General features: G+C 37.4%; 15 protein-coding genes. 13 read left to right on the top strand and 2 right to left on the bottom strand.

Translation table 11 applies throughout. The annotated features are described in order from the left end of the window. The first annotated feature begins 150 nt into the window (after nucleotides 1-150). From gyrB to HMPREF9257_RS01230, 10 genes are all read left to right on the top strand, one after another. Nucleotides 151-2070 carry a DNA topoisomerase (ATP-hydrolyzing) subunit B gene (gene gyrB, locus HMPREF9257_RS01275; RefSeq protein WP_006417661.1) on the top strand — a complete coding sequence of 640 codons (1920 nt, stop codon included), beginning with the start codon at nucleotides 151-153 and terminating at the stop codon, nucleotides 2068-2070. Between the two features lie 40 nt (nucleotides 2071-2110). Beyond that, nucleotides 2111-4660 carry a DNA gyrase subunit A gene (gyrA, locus tag HMPREF9257_RS01270; RefSeq protein WP_176686272.1) on the top strand — a complete coding sequence of 850 codons (2550 nt, stop codon included), beginning with the start codon at nucleotides 2111-2113 and terminating at the stop codon, nucleotides 4658-4660. A 68-nt stretch (nucleotides 4661-4728) separates the two neighbouring features. Then, nucleotides 4729-5673: an FAD:protein FMN transferase gene (locus tag HMPREF9257_RS01265; protein WP_006417652.1), complete on the top strand. Its 945-nt coding sequence runs from the start codon at nucleotides 4729-4731 to the stop codon at nucleotides 5671-5673. Nucleotides 5674-5809: 136 nt separating this feature from the next. Then, a complete protein-coding gene (gene rpsF / locus HMPREF9257_RS01260; RefSeq protein WP_006417646.1) occupies nucleotides 5810-6109 on the top strand; it encodes a 30S ribosomal protein S6 in 300 nt (99 codons plus the stop codon). Between the two features lie 44 nt (nucleotides 6110-6153). Further along, on the top strand, nucleotides 6154-6702 hold the full coding sequence (ssb, locus tag HMPREF9257_RS01255; protein ID WP_006417655.1) for a single-stranded DNA-binding protein: 549 nt from the start codon (nucleotides 6154-6156) through the stop codon (nucleotides 6700-6702). 22 nt (nucleotides 6703-6724) lie between these two features. Next, nucleotides 6725-6958 (top strand): 30S ribosomal protein S18, encoded by a 234-nt coding sequence (gene rpsR, locus HMPREF9257_RS01250; RefSeq protein WP_006417659.1) that lies wholly within the window; start codon nucleotides 6725-6727, stop codon nucleotides 6956-6958. Between the two features lie 157 nt (nucleotides 6959-7115). Next, nucleotides 7116-9131: a DHH family phosphoesterase gene (locus HMPREF9257_RS01245; RefSeq protein WP_006417657.1), complete on the top strand. Its 2016-nt coding sequence runs from the start codon at nucleotides 7116-7118 to the stop codon at nucleotides 9129-9131. Beyond that, on the top strand, nucleotides 9128-9580 hold the full coding sequence (gene rplI, locus HMPREF9257_RS01240) for a 50S ribosomal protein L9 (protein ID WP_006417653.1): 453 nt from the start codon (nucleotides 9128-9130) through the stop codon (nucleotides 9578-9580). The genes HMPREF9257_RS01245 and rplI overlap by 4 nt, the downstream gene beginning before the upstream one ends. A 161-nt stretch (nucleotides 9581-9741) precedes the next feature. Then, a complete protein-coding gene (gene dnaB / locus HMPREF9257_RS01235) occupies nucleotides 9742-11103 on the top strand; it encodes a replicative DNA helicase (RefSeq protein ID WP_028124873.1) in 1362 nt (453 codons plus the stop codon). Between the two features lie 174 nt (nucleotides 11104-11277). Then, nucleotides 11278-12633: a D-serine ammonia-lyase gene (locus tag HMPREF9257_RS01230; RefSeq protein ID WP_006417660.1), complete on the top strand. Its 1356-nt coding sequence runs from the start codon at nucleotides 11278-11280 to the stop codon at nucleotides 12631-12633. A gap of 132 nt (nucleotides 12634-12765) precedes the next feature. Here HMPREF9257_RS01230 and HMPREF9257_RS01225 read toward each other — a convergent pair whose 3' ends face one another. Both HMPREF9257_RS01225 and HMPREF9257_RS08670 read right to left on the bottom strand, forming a co-directional pair. Further along, nucleotides 12766-13650, bottom strand: a complete 885-nt coding sequence (locus HMPREF9257_RS01225) for a cation diffusion facilitator family transporter (RefSeq protein WP_006417654.1) — start codon at nucleotides 13648-13650, stop codon at nucleotides 12766-12768. A gap of 12 nt (nucleotides 13651-13662) precedes the next feature. Next, nucleotides 13663-14610 carry a C39 family peptidase gene (locus tag HMPREF9257_RS08670; RefSeq protein ID WP_006417647.1) on the bottom strand — a complete coding sequence of 316 codons (948 nt, stop codon included), beginning with the start codon at nucleotides 14608-14610 and terminating at the stop codon, nucleotides 13663-13665. A 209-nt stretch (nucleotides 14611-14819) separates the two neighbouring features. On the opposite strand from HMPREF9257_RS08670, the gene HMPREF9257_RS01215 reads away from it, so the two are divergent. The 3 genes from HMPREF9257_RS01215 to phaZ all read left to right on the top strand — a co-directional run bounded on the left by HMPREF9257_RS01215 (nucleotide 14820) and on the right by phaZ (nucleotide 17599). After that, a complete protein-coding gene (locus tag HMPREF9257_RS01215) occupies nucleotides 14820-15158 on the top strand; it encodes a MerR family transcriptional regulator (protein ID WP_006417656.1) in 339 nt (112 codons plus the stop codon). Between the two features lie 10 nt (nucleotides 15159-15168). Beyond that, nucleotides 15169-16515, top strand: a complete 1347-nt coding sequence (glnA, locus tag HMPREF9257_RS01210) for a type I glutamate--ammonia ligase (RefSeq protein ID WP_006417651.1) — start codon at nucleotides 15169-15171, stop codon at nucleotides 16513-16515. 187 nt (nucleotides 16516-16702) lie between these two features. Continuing rightward, nucleotides 16703-17599 (top strand): intracellular short-chain-length polyhydroxyalkanoate depolymerase, encoded by an 897-nt coding sequence (gene phaZ, locus HMPREF9257_RS01205; protein WP_006417648.1) that lies wholly within the window; start codon nucleotides 16703-16705, stop codon nucleotides 17597-17599. The last annotated feature ends 33 nt before the right edge of the window (nucleotides 17600-17632 follow it).

Here is a 17632-nt window from a genome sequence, read left to right as displayed (position 1 = left end):
ACGGTTCTGATGACCCGGATTGCTAATCAAGTTCAAACTGTCCTAACGACGGCTAGCTTAGACGGTCTTAATCTAGACCATCTAGCTCATTTATCTATTTACCAAGTAGACCAAGGCCACTTAGAAAAAGAGAAATAAGGAGAATAATCTATGTCCGAACCTATCAAAAATAATGGCTATAATGCCGATCAAATCCAGGTCTTAGAAGGCTTAGAAGCTGTACGTAAGCGTCCTGGTATGTATATTGGGACCACCTCAATTGATGGTTTGCACCATCTCGTTTGGGAAATTGTAGATAATTCCATCGACGAGGCCTTAGCAGGTTATTGTGATCATATTGAAGTCTTCATTGAGGCAGATAATTCCATCACGGTAATTGATAATGGACGTGGGATTCCAGTAGATATTCAATCAAAAACCGGTCGTCCTGCGGCTGAAACGGTATATACCGTACTCCATGCAGGGGGGAAATTTGGAAATGATTCCTACAAGGTATCTGGAGGTCTCCATGGAGTTGGGGCAGCTGTGGTCAATGCCTTATCCACTCATTTAACCTTAGAAATTTTCCGTGAAGGTAAAATCCATCATTTAGAATTTGAACGTGGCCTTGTCACTAAAGAATTAGAAGTGATTGGTGAAACTGAATTAGTGGGAACTAAAGTGAATTTTGTACCGGATGGGACTATTTTCACTGATACGACTGATTTTAAATATGAACGGTTGAAAGATCGGATTCAAGAATTAGCTTTTCTTAACCGAGGCTTACGTATTTCCCTTGAAGATAAGCGGGAAGAACGTCAAGCATCTGATTCCTTTTTCTATGAAGGTGGGTTAAAAAGCTTTATTGAGCATTTAAACCACGCCAAAAAACCGCTTCATGAAGAGCCAATTTTCCTTGAGGGTGAAATGGATGATATTGCGGTTGAAATTGCTTTGCAATATACCGATTCTTATTCAACCAATCTTTTATCTTTTGCTAATAATATTCATACCCATGAAGGTGGGATGCATGAATCTGGTTTTAAGACGGCTTTAACCCGGATTATCAATGATTATGCCCGTAATAATAACCTTCTTAAAGACAGTGATGATAATCTTTCCGGTGAAGATACCCGGGAAGGCTTAACTGCCATTATTTCAGTCAAACATCCTGATCCTCAATTTGAAGGTCAAACCAAGACGAAGTTAGGTAATTCTGAAGTGCGGACCATCGTCGACCGCTTATTTACCGCTGAATTTAATACCTTCTTATTGGAAAATCCTCGGGTCGCCAAAATAATTGTTGAAAAAGGAATTCTAGCAGCCCGCGCTCGGTCTGCTGCTAAACGCGCCCGGGAAATGACTCGGAAGAAATCAGGTTTAGAAATTGCTAATCTACCCGGAAAATTAGCTGACTGTTCTAGTAAGGAAGCTGAAAAATGTGAATTGTTTATCGTCGAAGGTGATTCAGCGGGTGGATCTGCTAAGCAAGGTCGGTCCCGGATGTACCAAGCGATTTTACCAATTCGGGGTAAAATCTTAAACGTTGAAAAAGCAACCATGGACCGGATTTTAGCTAATGAAGAAATTCGTTCCATGTTTACTGCTATGGGGACTGGTTTTGGGTCTGAATTTGATGTTAATAATGTTCGTTATCATAAATTAATTATTATGACCGATGCTGATGTGGATGGGGCTCATATTCGAACTTTATTATTAACACTCATCTTTAGGTATATGCGTCCCCTCATAGAAGCAGGTTATGTTTATATTGCTCAACCGCCTCTCTACCAAGTAAAAGTTGGTAAGAAAGAAACTTATTTGGATACCGATGAAGAATTAAACAAGTGGCGCAAAGCTAACCCGGATGCCCGTTATAAACTACAACGGTATAAAGGGCTGGGTGAAATGGATTATGAACAATTATGGGAAACAACTATGAATCCAGAAAATCGCCGCCTTCTGCGAGTTAAAGTGGAAGATGCTGAAGTAGCTGATCAAGTAATGTCCATGTTAATGGGTGAAGATGTTGAACCAAGACGCGCCTTCATTGAAGATAATGCTGTTTATGTTCAAAACTTAGATGTCTAGGAGCGAATGTATTCAAGAAAGGAAAAAATAGATGACTGAAATATTTGATGATATTGATCGTGATTATGAAACGGTCAGTCTACCTGATGAAATGCGAAATTCATTCCTAGACTATGCCATGAGTGTTATTGTGGCACGGGCTCTACCAGATGTTAGAGATGGCTTAAAGCCAGTCCAACGTCGGATTCTTTATGGAATGAATGAAATTGGCGTGACGCCAGACAAACCCCATAAGAAATCAGCTCGGATTGTCGGCGATGTCATGGGGAAATACCATCCTCACGGTGATTCGGCAATTTACGAAGCTATGGTTCGCATGGCCCAACCCTTTTCTTATCGGGAACTCTTAGTTGACGGCCATGGTAACTTTGGTTCTGTCGATGGGGATGGGGCAGCTGCCATGCGATATACTGAAGCCCGTATGAGTAAGATTTCTGTAGAAATGTTAAGAGATATCAATAAAGATACCATTGATTTTCAAGATAATTATTCACAAGAAGAAAAAGAACCTGTTGTTTTACCGGCACGTTTTCCTAATTTATTAGTCAATGGTGCTTCTGGGATTGCGGTTGGGATGGCTACCAATATTCCCCCTCATAATTTAGGTGAAGTGATTGATGCGCTAGACCTTTTAATGAAAAATCCCGATGTGACTGTGGATGAATTGATGGAAGTCTTACCGGGTCCTGATTTTCCTACTGGGGCACTTGTCATGGGTAAATCTGGGATTCGTCGTGCTTATCAAACCGGTCGGGGTAAAATTTTAGTCCGTTCTAAAGTAGATATTGAACAGTTAGCTAATGACCGAGAACGGATTGTCGTGACTGAGATTCCTTATGGTGTGAATAAAGCTAACCTAGTTAAACGGATTGCTGACCTAGCCCGGGATAAACGGATTGAAGGCATAACTTACGCCAATGATGAATCAGGTCGTGAAGGAATGCGGATTGTCATTGAAGTTCGCCGGGATACCTCAGCCAGTGTAGTTTTAAATAATTTATATAAGTATACGCCGATGCAAGTAAGCTTTGGCTTCAATATGTTAGCCATCGATAAAGGTGTTCCTAAAATATTAAACTTAAAAGAAATCTTATCGAAATATTTAGACCATCAAGTAGAAGTTATCCGGCGGCGGACAGAATATGATAAACGGAAGGCTGAAAATCGGGCCCATATTTTAGAAGGCTTACGGATTGCTTTAGATCATATTGATGAGATTATTCATATCATTCGTTCTTCCCAAGATGGTGATATTGCTAAGCAAGAGTTAATGAACCGTTATGAATTATCAGATGTACAAGCCCAAGCAATTTTGGATATGCGCTTAGTGCGTTTGACTGGATTAGAACGTGATAAAATCGAAAAAGAATATGCTGATTTACTCGACCTTATTCAACGTTTGACCGAAATATTAGGGAGTCAAGAACGGATTTTCCAAATTATTGAAGATGAATTAAATGAAATTCGGACCCGTTTTGGTGATGCTCGTCGGACCGAACTTCATATTGGTGAAATCACCGATATTGAAGATGAATCTTTAATTGAAGAAGAAGATGTTTTAATTGCCTTAACCAACAAAGGGTATATCAAACGGATGACCCAAGATGAATTCTCTGTTCAAAATCGTGGGGGACGTGGGGTCAAGGGCATGGGCTTAGGTGATGGTGATCATATCCAAACTTTGGTTTCATGTTCAACCCATGACACCCTCCTCTTCTTTACCAATCAAGGTAAGGTTTATGAAAAACGAGGTTTTGAAATACCAGAATATGGCCGGACCGCTAAGGGGTTACCAATTATTAATTTAATTAAAATTGATAAAGGTGAAGAAGTGAAAGCCATGATTTCTATTTCAGATCAGGATACCGACCATGAAAAATATCTTTTCTTTGTCACGAAAACCGGTACGGTAAAACGGACTTTATCTTCTGAGTACTATAATATCCGGAATAATGGCTTAATTGCTTTGAACTTAAAAGAAGATGATAGCTTAGTTGCAGTGATGGAAACAGATGGTAATAAACCAATTATTATTGGAACCCATGAGGGTAATGCCATATCCTTCCTTGAAAGTGATGTGAGAGCCATGGGCCGGACCGCTACAGGTGTTCGCGGTGTACGCTTACGTGACGATGATTACGTTGTGGGCGCTGATATTATGGTAGAAGGTTCGGATGTTTTAGTTATTACGGATAAAGGATACGGTAAGCGGACCCCTGTGGAACAATACTCTATCAAAAATCGGGGTGGTTTGGGTGTTAAAACTTCAAATATCTCAGAAAAATCAGGCAAGTTAGCTGGTCTTTTAGTGGTGGAAGGCCATGAAGATATTCTGGTCATGACCAATCAAGGGGTTGCGATTCGGATGAAAGTTGAAGGGATTTCGCAAAGTTCTAGGGCGACACTAGGTGTGCGTATGATTCGTTTAGACCAAGAGGCAGTCGTATCTTCAATCACGACAATTCTTGAGTCAGAAGAAGATGATCCTGAGCTAGTGGATGATCCTGCTAATTCAAACCAACTAGAACCAGAAGCAGAAATTGATTCTGAAAGCAATGAAGTTTCCCCTGATTCCAATGAAGAAGCATAAATAATCAATTAAAAACTGCTGTTAATTTTTATCAAAATTGTCAGCAGTTTTTTTAAAAGGAGTTTAATATGGATTTATATAGTAATCAATACCGTATGATGGGGACAATTATATCCGTGATGATTGGAAGTTCAGATCCAAACCAAGCCAAGACTTTATTAACAGATGTTCAGGCGATGATGGCGGATTTTGAAAGAAGGTTTTCTGCTAATAATAATCAATCAGACCTCATGGCAGTTAACTTAGCGGCGGGTCAAAATCCAGTCAAGGTGGACCAAGATCTATTTGATTTAATTGTTTATGGTAAAGAAAAAAGTATTGCTTCAGATTTAGCTTTAAATATAGCGATTGGTCCCTTAATTAAGCTCTGGCGGATTGGCTTTAAAGATGCTCATCAACCCCAAGCGGATGAAGTTACTCATGCTTTAACACTTATTGACCCACATTTTATTGAATTAGATCCTGCCCAAAGAACAGTCTATTTAAGTCAGGCAGGCATGGAAATTGATCTGGGTGCTTTAGCCAAAGGGTATTTTGCAGATCAGGCTAAAAGTTATCTTCTAGCAGCTGGGATTGATATAGGTATAATAAACTTAGGTGGCAATGTTTTGACCTTAGGAAAACCAGACCGACAATTAGAACCATATTGGAAAGTTGGGATTCAGAATCCTCAAGCTGAACGTAATAAGCATTTAGGTTTTGTTAAAGTAGTCAATCAATCAGTGGTAACCTCAGGAATATATGAGCGACAGTTAGAAACAAACGGCCGTCAGTTCCACCATATTTTTGATTCTAAAACGGGTTACCCGATTGAAAATGACCTGGCTTCAGTGACAGTTATCGCTGACCAATCCTTAGCTTGTGAGGCATGGACCACCATCTTATTTAATTTGAATCATCAAGCCGCTATTGATTTAATCAATCAAACTAAAGCGATTGAAGGAGTGGTGGTTGACCGTCATAACCAAGTCTATATTTCAAATGGTTTGAAAGATTCTTTTATAAAAATTTAAAAATAAGGTAAATCAAGATAAGAAATCCTTGCTTTTCCAATGATTTAGTCATATAATTTATAGATGTGAGTATTTAATAATAAATACTCTCCTTGCCCTATGTTAGGGCCAATAGACCATAAGGAGGTGTAGCAAAATGGATCAATCAGTTGAATACGAAATTTTATATATCATTCGTCCTGACTTAGCAGATGATGCTAAGAAAGAATTAGTAGAACGTTTCGACTCAATCTTAACAGACAATGGTAGTGAAATTATCGAATCTAAAGACTGGGCTAAACGTCGTTTTGCATATGAAATCAATGATTATAAAGAAGGAATCTATCATTTAATTCACTTAAAAGCGACAGATTCTAAAGGCATCGATGAATTCGACCGTCTTTCTTTAATCAATCGTGACATCTTACGTCACATGATTACTAAAGTAGAAGACTAATTTTAAAAATGTTTCACGTGAAACAGTGAGGGAGGATAATTTAATTGAACACAGTACAATTAATTGGCCGTTTGACGCGAGAAGTTGACTTACGTTTCACATCATCCGGTACTGCCGTAGGTACTTTTACCTTAGCAGTGAATCGTTCATTTACCAATCAACAAGGTGAACGTGAAGCAGATTTTATCCGCTGTGTTATTTGGCGTAAAGCCGCTGAAAACTTTGCTAATTTTACTCGTAAGGGATCACAGGTTGGAGTTGAAGGTCGGATTCAAACTCGGTCTTATGATAACCAACAAGGTGAACGTGTTTATATCACCGAAGTAGTTGTAAATAATTTCCATTTATTAGAACCACGTCAAGTGACAGAACAGCGTCCACGAGAAAATAATAACAATTCAGCAAATAGTAATTATCAAGCAAATAATGATAATAACTATAATAGCTATGCTAATAATAACCAAGGGTTCCATCAAACAAATCAAAATAACAATGGGCCTTCATTTAATCAGAATTTTTCTAATTTTGATGAATCCCCATTTGCTCAAGATGGTAAACCAATCGACATTTCCGAAGATGACTTACCATTCTAACTATTAAAAGGAGGTCAAACTTATGCCACAACGCCGTGGAGGAAGACGTAGAAGAAAAGTATGTTACTTCTGTGCTAACCATATTGATCACCCTGATTATAAGGACGTAGAATTATTACAACGCTTTATCTCTGATAAAGGTAAAATTTTACCACGTCGTGTAACAGGTACATGTGCTAAGCACCAACGCGCTTTAACAATTGCAATTAAACGTGCAAGAATTATGGGCTTATTACCATTTGCTGTTAAAGACTAATTTAATTATTGAAAAGTCTGGAACATTAATTGTTCCAGACTTTTTTTGTATGGAAATAACTAAAACATGTTTCACGTGAAACATAACCGTGATTAGCTATCAATGCTAGATTGTGGTAAAATAAGCTATAACATTAAGTAATATGAGGAGAATGTGAATGCAAAAAATTAAGAGCTTTTTCAAGTTTTTTCATTCCTTAGAAATATCCTGGCAAATATATTCTATTGTGATTCTCTATTTATTAATCATGCTATCCGCCTTTTATATTAAATGGCAATTTGGGTTAATGCTACTTTTCTTGTTAGTCATTGTAATTATTTTCATAATTTTTAATTTTCAAGATGTAGCGGATAATATTAATGTTCTAGCGAATAATATTTCAAAATCTGCCCAAACCGTACAAGAAGATGCCATGTTCCGGGCTCCCATAGCAATTACTATTTATGATGATCAACAAAGAATAAAATGGATTAATCCTACCTTTCAACATCTTTTTATGGGTCAAGATTTATTAGGTGAATATCTAATATCTCTAAATTCTGATTTTAAAAAAGTGTTGGCTGTTAAAGATGATGACCAGTGGCACCAGGTTAAGTTTATGGATAGCTACTTTAAAGTCTTACATCGTGAAATTAACCATACCTTATATTTAGTCGATATTACTGAGGAAATTCAGATAAAGGAAAATCGTAAATTTGACCAAGTTGTATTTGGTTATTTATTTATTGATGATTATAATGAAGTTCTAGAAGCAATGGATGACCGTCAAGTAGCTAAGTTTGATTCAGACTTGTTATCAGAAATTACCCGTTGGACTAAGTTACACGGTATATATTATAAACGTCTCGATGAAGAGAAATTTATCGTGATTATGAATATGCGGACTTTAGATAGTTTAGAGGAGAATAAGTTTAAATTCTTTGAGGAATTAAGAAAACGGAACTATGCTAAGAATATTCCTATTTCTATTTCTTTGGGGATCGCTTACTCAGAAAATGAAATTTATGATATTAATGGCTTAGCAGAACAAGCCCAAAATAACTTAGACTTAGCCTTAGGCCGTGGTGGCGATCAAATCGTCGTCCGCAGCCAAGATGGACGGGCTCGTTTCTATGGTGGTAAGACTAACCCTAGTGAAAAACGTTCTAATATCCGTTCTAAATTAGTTTTTCAAGCCCTTCGAAATGCTATTTCTAAAGCAGACCGGGTCTTGGTAAGTGGTCATAAGCGACCGGATACAGACTCAATCGGGTCAGCTTTTGGAATTTATAAATTAGCCCGTCATCTCAATAAAGAGGCGCGGATAATTATTAATCCTATGGAAATTAATAGTGATATAGAACAACTCTTAAGCTTACCTAATGAAGAATATCAACTTGAGAATGTTTTAATTAGTCATGAACAAACGAAAGATTGGATTACTCCATCTACTCTGATTATTATGGTAGACCATCATCGTCCTTCACTTTCAGAAGCAGAAGACTTCTTAGAAAATCATGCACTCATTATTATTGATCATCATCGTCGAGGCGAAGAATTCCCTAAAAATACAGAATTATCTTATATTGAAATTTATGCTTCATCGGCTGCTGAGTTAATTACTGAGTTCTATATGAATATGCGGAATACCAGTCATAACCTTAATGCCTTTGAAGCGACAGCCCTCTTATCTGGAATTGTAGTTGATACCAATAATTTCTCAGCTCGGACTGGGTCAAGGACCTTTGATGCAGCCTCTTTCTTAAAATCCAGAGGGGCAGATATTGCGAAAATTAACCGTATTTTAAAAGAAGATTTAGATGCTGTCATTAATCGGAATAAGTTAGTGGATAATTTAGAGATTTATGACAGCGATTATGCCATTTCTAAGGGACCGGAAAATCAAGTGATTGATAATGTGATTGCTTCACAATCAGCAGACCAAATGTTGACAATTAAAGGCGTGGAAGCTTCTTTTGTTATTTATAAACGCCAATCTTTGGAAGAGGATCAATCAGTCATTGGTATCTCGGCCCGAAGTTTAGGTACCATTAATGTGCAGACAATCATGGAACGACTAGGTGGTGGCGGTCACCTATCAAATGCTGCAACACAAATCTATGATAAAACGATGGATGAAGTCTATCAGATGTTAATTGAATCGATTGAATTTGATCGGGAGGAATCAGAATGAAAGTAATTTTATTAAAAGATGTCAAGAAACAAGGAAAAAAAGGCCAAGTGATTGAAGTATCAGAAGGTTATGGCCGCAATTATTTAGTTAAGAATAACTTAGCTAGGATAGCTGATTCGGGTGCCTTAAATGCCCTAAAATCTAAAGAAAAAGCTTTGGCTCGCCAAGAAGCTGAAGAAGTAGAAGAAGCAAAAAAAATCAAAAAGCAAATTGAAGCTGAAGCAACAGTCGTTACCATCCCTGCTAAGACTGGTGATGATGGTCGTTTATTTGGAACCATTCCTTCTAAACAAATTGCTGAAGAATTAGAAAAACAATATGGGATTAACGTTGATAAACGTAAGATTCAACTGTCTGAGAATTTAGCGTCTTTAGGTCACTTTAATGTTGAAGTAAAATTAAAACCTGAAGTCCATGCTCGAATTAAAGTACATGTTGTTGAGGCTTAATTAATTATCAACCCAGATTATGATCATTAAATCAGAATCTGGGTATTTTTATGACTTTATGACTTAAGTCTTAGCATTTTATCGTTTAATCTTAAATTGAAATAACAAGCCCCCTTGCGTATAATGATACTATCCTAGAAAGAGGTGAGACTTCCTTGGAAATGTTAAATGAACAACAGATTCCCTTTAGTGAGGAAGCAGAAAAATCAGTCCTAGGGGCTTTATTACTAGACCCAGTTAAACTAGCGAATGTAATGACCTTAATTGATGTGGACTCTTTTTACAAAACTAAGCATCAACAAATATATAATGCTATGTTAAAGGTTTATGATGATAGTCAGGTACTTGATACCCTAGTTTTAGCGGAACAGTTAGAAGCCTATGATCAACTTGAAGCTGTGGGTGGTCGTAGCTATTTGATGGAGTTAGTATCCTATACCCCATCTACCGTGAATGTGGAGCATTATGCCCGCATCGTTAGAGAAAAATATATTTTAAGACAATTAATTACTGCTAGCCGAAGCATCAGTCAAAAAGCAATGGAAGATAGTGATGATGTTCAGGACATTGTAGATTTTAGTGAACAATTAATCCTGAATATTGGTGAAGGCTCACAGTCAAACCGACCCCAAGAAGTCAAAAACTTAGTTAAAGAAGCCATTGCTAAAGTTGAAGAAATGTCTGAAAATGGGGGTGAATTACCAGGTCTTTCGACTGGTTATCCTGAATTAGATAATATTATTCATGGTTTTCAACCGGATCAACTAGTCATTGTAGCGGCCCGTCCAGCCGTAGGTAAATCAGCCTTTGCTTTAAATATAGCTCAGAATGTTGCCACAAAAAGTAAGAAACCGGTTGTCATTTTCTCACTCGAAATGAGCGCCTTAGATTTAGTCAATCGTATGATTTGTGCTGAGGGAAATATTAATGCTACTAACTTACGTACGGGTAACCTTACTGATGATGAATGGAATAGTCTCTTTGTAGCAACAGGAATTCTAGGTCAGTCTCCGATTTATATTGATGATTCTGCCGGAATTAAAGTATCGGAAATTAGGGCAAAGTGCCGCCGTTTAAAACAAGAACAACCTGAACTAGGCTTAATTATTATTGACTACTTACAATTAATTGAGGGAAATGGTCGCGAAAACCGCCAACAAGAAGTATCCGAAATTTCAAGACAATTAAAGCGTTTGGCCAAAGAGTTATCTGTCCCAGTTATTGCCCTATCGCAATTATCCCGTGGTGTCGAACACCGACAAAATAAACGCCCCATGTTATCGGATATTCGTGAATCAGGATCCATTGAACAAGATGCTGATATTGTAGCTTTCTTATATCGGGATGATTATCACCAAGATGAAGATGATGAAGATAGTGGTCCAGTTGACGAATTACCAGATAATACTGTCGAAGTCATTATTGCCAAAAACCGGGCGGGTGCCCGTGATACGGCTATTTTGCTTTTCAAAAAAGAATATAATAAATTCTCTAGTTTATCCTTTAGAACAGAAGCGATATAAAGATAAGAGTTTGAAGAAAAACGAGACTAAAGCGAAATGTTTAATGAATAAGATTTGAATTTGATAACAATTCAATTAAGTCTTAATATAAATCGTTAAAAAAGGATTTCTTTTAAAAAAATATGTGATAAACTTTTCTTAATGTAATAACTATGCATAGAGGAGGCTAATTCAGTGACAGAAAAAATAGCTGGTAAGACTTTAGAAGAATGGGTTAAAGAAAGTCCTATTATTGATACACTAGTAAATGGTGAGGTTGTTTTTTGGATTAATGATAAGAAAAAGGGCTTTGAAGAAGCTAAAGATACAGTTCAATTTAATAGGGCCGATGTGATTGATGCTGAGGAACGACTTCAACGTTTTGCACCTTTTATAAAACAAGAGTTTGCGGATACAGAAGCTCTAGATGGACTTATTGAATCACCTATTACCCACTTAGAAGCTTTTCAAAAGGAACTTGAAGACCGGTATCAAGTAAATATTGCAGGTCAACTTTATTTAAAACGTGATGATTTACTACCTATTGCTGGAACAATCAAAGCTCGGGGTGCTATTTATGAAGTCTTATGCCATGCCGAAACTTTAGCTCTTGAATCAGGCTTACTAGAAAGTACGGAAGTTAATTACCGAGTCTTTTCAGAACCTAAATTTAGAGAGTATTTCTCTCAATTTAAGGTGATTGTTGGGACAACCGGAAACTTAGGTATTTCAACTGGAGTAATGGCTGCAAAATTTGGTTTTGATGCCATTATTCACATGTCAAATGATGCCAAACAATGGAAAAAAGATTACCTTCGTTCTCATGGTGTAACTGTTATTGAACATAATACTAATTTCACTGAAGCTGTTAATCAAGGACGGATAGCGGCTGAAGCCGATCCTCAATCCTATTTTGTCGATGATGAGAACTCTAAATATTTATTCCTAGGATATACTACCGCCGCCAGTCGTTTGAAAAAACAACTGGATCAAGAAGGAATTAAAGTAGATGCGGACCATCCATTATTTGTCTACCTTCCATGTGGTGTGGGAGGATCTCCTGGTGGGATTACTTTCGGTTTAAAACATACCTTTGGTGATAATGTTCATTGTTTCTTTGCTGAACCAAGTCATGTACCATCCTTATTATTAGGTCTAATTACGGGTGAATATGCCAATGTATCTGTTTTTGATTTCGGGATTGATGGTAAAACGGTTATGGATGGATTAGCTGTTCCAAGAACATCACAATTAGTAGCTCCACTAATGGAAAACTTTTTTGATGGGGGCTATACTGTTTTAGAAGATGAAGCTAGCCAAACGCTTACGCGTTTAGTTGATGTTGAAAAAATTTCCCTTGAACCTGCAGCTGTGGCTGGACTGTCAGGACCTGCCAAGTTATTTAAAACTCAAGCAGGTCAAGCCTATCTATCTGCTAAAGGATTAATGGATAAACAAGATCAAATTACCCACATTGCATGGGCTACAGGTGGTTCAATGGTGCCTGATGAAGATAAGAAAGCTTTCTATGAAGCTGGCTTAGTTAAATAAAATTTAAAAATAATAATGGGACTGAATAAAAATTCAGTCCCTTTTTTTATGGTATTAGGATGGCTTAGGAAGTTTGTAAAATAAAATGAGAAGTTTTTCCTTGTTGATAAAATGATTCAATAAAGATCATATTTAAACTTTCTGATACGGTTCAACATGGACATCAATATCAAAAACACCGTAATTATACAGTAAGATTGCTTCAACTTCTTCAGTTATTTTATGGGATTCATAGACAGACAAATTACCATCAATATTAATCACAATATCCACATAGGTATGCTGGCCATTCATTCGTGCACGAATTTTGGGCACATCCAGAACTTTAGGATGCATTAAAACCTTTTCTTTATAGTGAATCAGTTGGTCTTTATCAAAAGCATCGGAAAGAACAAAGGTAGATTCAGCAAAAACATGGTAGGCTGAGGTCATAATAATTGCTCCGATTATAATCGAAATGAGGGTGTCTAAAGCGGGTAGTTTAAGGTAGATAGATAAGGGACTTAATAAGGAAGCGGCGGAAATAAGTATATCATTTCGCATATCTCTTGAAGTAGCACTGAGGCCCATTGATTTAGTTTTTTGAGCTAAGGACCTAAGATAGTTATAAGTTAGGTAAAGGATGATGGTTGAGCTAAGACCAATCCAAAAACTGCGTTGGTCTGGTTGACTAAAGCTTTGATTGTAAAGAGTCATGAGACCTTGGCGAATGACATTAAAGCCTAAACTAAACATGATTAGTGATACAATAAAACTGGACAAGGCTTCATACTTATCATGACCGAAAAAGTGATCTTGGTCAGCTGGTCGCTTAGCTAGCCGTAAGCCTAAGAGGACAGTGAGCGAGGAAATAATATCCGAAAGATTGTTTAAACCATCAGCATGGAGGGTGGCTGAATGAAAGAAGTAACCACTTAATAGTTTAGCTAGGGCTAAGATTAGGTATACCAAAATGCCTAGCAAGGCTCCACGCGATGCTAGGCTAGTTCTATTTTTTGTATGAGAATTTTCGTTCAAGTCAAACAACCCCTATTTATAAATTGCCCAGTAATTTACGGCATCTTCTTGAATAATGGTTTGGTCAAATCCTTGTAAAGAATGCATTTTAGATGGATCATCATTGGGATCATTTACATAGACTAAACCTTGGTTTGGATCATAAGCTCGAACAATTAAAATATGGCCAATTTCGGTAAAGGTACCTGGTTTAACTGAAATGACAATTAGTTTACCCGCTTGAGAGGCTGCCATAGCCTGGTCAAAATCGTTACCAAAGTTTTCAAACTGATAACCAAATTCTTGGGCAAAATCGTAGAAGATATCCCAAGATGTTCCTTGGTTTTGTAAATAATATTTATCTTGACTCCAATCGAGAATGTCTTGAGGTTCGATTTGGGCATTATCATAAGTTGCTTGAATCATGGCTAAGGAAACGATGGCACAGCCATTTTTATATAGTTGACCGGGCGCATCTGAACCATAGTGTAGTTCGGCCCAACGGGGATCATTCTGCAATAAAAGAGGGACATCCAACTGTTGGATATTATCAGTCTGAGTGACTTGGGCAGGATGATTTGGCATAAAATAAATACCTGTTCGAGCGACATCTAATTTATTTTGTTGGATAACTTTCAAAATATCATCTTGTGCTGTTAGAAAATTATTATTATAAAAACGATTAATTGTATCATGAATGCTAGCTTGAATGGTCATTAAATCTGTATTACTAGGATCAGTTGGTATTTTATTCGATGCTTGGCGGAATAATTGAACTGGATTTTCTGATTCATCTTCTGCTTGGCTTTCATTATTACTTGATGAAAGACTAATGGAAGCTTCACTATTTTTATCCCAAGCAATTTTTTCTTCCTGGTCCTTGGTCATGGTCTTAAGACTAATTAATAAAGCAGTCGTTATAATAATAAGTAAAAGACTCCCTATGGGGATCAATTTAGTATAGCCTTGACGCGTTTTCATTGAGGGGAACCCCTTCATCGTGTATTTCTATCAAACCTAACTATGATAGTCTATTTATTATAGCAAAAAAGTTTATTTAAGGTTGTAAAAATGTTCAATTTAATCAAAGTGAAATACCATGTTACATTTTCTAACATGAAACGTTAAATTATCCTTGCATCTCCCCTTTAAAAATTTTACACTAAGACTAAATTTAAAGGAGGGAGCCCATGCGAGCAATTGAATTGAAGCGGTCGCGGCCAGTTTTTCCAATTGGTACCGTGATGGAATTAACGGATTTAACCGCTAGACAAATTCGATATTATGAAGAATATCAATTAGTGGTTCCTAGGCGTTCGGCTTCTAATCGACGAATGTATTCTTTAAATGATATTGATTTATTGTTAGAAATTGCTGATTTAATTGAATCGGGGATGACCCTTAAAGGGGTTCAAACTCATTTTAGACAAAAGAAAGATCAAGACAGTCAGGCAAAACCTGGTTTAACTGACCAGGATGTGCGCCGTATTTTACGGGATGAATTAGGGATGGAAAGTCGTTATAAATAGGAGGAAGTACATGGCTAAGCAAAAATGGACCAAAGAGACAATTCTAGAGGATGCAGCAGAGAAAAATGTAAGTTATATCCGCTTAATGTTTACGGATATTTTAGGGATTATCAAAAATGTAGAAATCCCCGTCGCCCAGTTAGGTAAAGCATTAAATAATGATATGGCTTTTGATGGGTCCTCCATCGAAGGGTTTGTTCGGATTGAAGAAAGTGATATGTACCTAGTTCCAGATCTTGATACTTGGTTAATTATGACCAAACATGATGAAGACCCTGACGGTCGTGTGGCCCGTTTAATCTGTGATGTGGAAACACCTGACCGCCAACCTTTTGCGGGGGACCCTCGTTCTAATTTAAAACGGATTTTGGCTAAGCTTGCTGACTATGGCTTTACAACTTTTAATTTAGGACCAGAACCAGAATTTTACTTATTTAAACGCGATGATCAAGGTCGTCCAAGTAAAGAATTAGGGGACCATGGTGGTTACTTTGACTTAGCCCCTATGGATATTCAAGAAAATGTTCGCCGGGAAATGGTGATCGAATTAGAAGATATGGGATTTTATATTGAAGCTAGTCACCATGAAGTGGGACCAGGTCAACATGAGATTGATTGGAAATATGCGGATGCAATTTCTGCTTGTGACTTTATCCAAACCTTTAAATTAGTGGTTAAGTCAGTTGCTAAAAGAAATAATCTTTATGCCACCTTCATGCCTAAACCAGTTTACGGCATTGCTGGCTCAGGGATGCACTTTAATTTATCTTTATTTAAAGGCAAGGAAAATGTCTTCTTTGATCCAGAAGATGACCGTCAATTATCTAAAGAAGCCTATTATTTTATTGGCGGCCTATTAAAATATGCCTCTGCTTATACGGCAGTATGTAACCCCCTAGTTAACTCTTATAAACGTTTAGTGGATGGCTTCGAAGCCCCAGTCTATATTGCTTGGTCTGAGAAGAATCGTTCACCTTTAGTTCGGATTCCAGTGGCACGAGGCCTATCAACCCGGGTAGAAGTACGTTCTATTGACCCTTCTGCTAACCCTTATTTAGCTCTAAGCGTTCTATTAGCGGCTGGCTTAAAAGGAATCGAAGAAAAGATAGAACCCGGTGAACCGATCATGCGGAATATTTATTCCATGAGTCGCCAAGAACGGTTTGAACAAGGTATTTTTGATTTACCGCGGACCTTAGGTGAAGCTTTGGATAATTTGAGCCAAGAACCGGTTATCCTAGAGGCGCTAGGTAGTCATATTTCTGAAAACTTTATTGATGAAAAGAGTTTAGAATTTGATTCCTATAATAAACAAGTGACCCAATGGGAATTGGAAAAATACTTTAATATTTATTAAGTCTTACTTTATCAGTGTAGGACGAGAGTCTGGCGCTTTCGCCAGACTCTTTTTATATGCAAAGCTTTTCAAGAATTAGGTCAAACCTATCTATTTATTCACAAATAAAGCGTTTTCTTTTTTGTTTACCAACAAATAGGAATGTGCTATTCTTTAGCTAAAATGATGAATAAAAAGGAGATGACATATGAAAGTGTATCAAGAAAAAGAAATCGTCGTAGAATCCTTAGGTAAAATTTCCTACCGGCAGGGTGATATTCAAGCCGGCCGCCCTCAAGTCTTATTAATCCATGGGAATATGTCTTCTTCCGTTCATATGGAAGCTTTGATTGAAAGCTTGGAAGGCCATGCTAATGTTTATGCGCCAGACCTACCTGGCTTTGGTCATTCAGACTATGTTTATGAGCATGATTCGATTGAAGAATTTGCCCAAGATTTGGCTAAGATTGTTGCGGCCTTGTCCTTAGAAAAGTTTGATATTGCTGCCTGGTCAGCGGGAGGCTTAGTTGCCTTAGAATTAGCTTACCTGCTTCCAAATCAAGTGAAACAAATCTATCTATTAGGAACGGTTGGGATACAAGGTTATCCAATGTATCAAAAAGGTGAAGATAAGCGCCCTATTTTTGGTCAGCCCTTACTAAGCAAAGAAGAAATTGCTCAAGACCAGTATCAAGTCCAGTCCTATTTAGATATTAACCAGACGAAGAATTTTCCCCTATTAGAAAAAATTTGGACCCGGACTATTTATCAAAATAAGCAGCCTGATCCGGAAACCTATGCCCGCCATTTAGAGGCTACCATGCAACAGGTAAACTTAGTTGATTTGGATTACGCTTTGGTTCACTATAATATGACCCAAGAGGCGACCGCTATTGCTCCAGGTAGTGGCCATATCAGCGGTGTTGACCACCCTATTTATATCTTACACGGTAAGTTAGATAAGATTATTCCGTATGACCAAGCTCTCTTAAATAAGAAATTTTTCGGTGACCAAGCCCAGTTAATTAGCTTTGACCAAGCCGGCCATTCTCTGATTCAGGATAATCTAGCAGATGTGAGTCAACTTATCTTAGAAAATTTATAAAAAATAGCTTAACTAAAAAGATTCTCACAGTGA

Source organism: Eremococcus coleocola ACS-139-V-Col8 (genome assembly GCF_000183205.1).
Classification (GTDB): domain Bacteria; phylum Bacillota; class Bacilli; order Lactobacillales; family Aerococcaceae; genus Eremococcus; species Eremococcus coleocola.
Note: the sequence above shows the minus strand (reverse complement) of the source record. Positions and strands in the feature narration are given on the sequence as shown.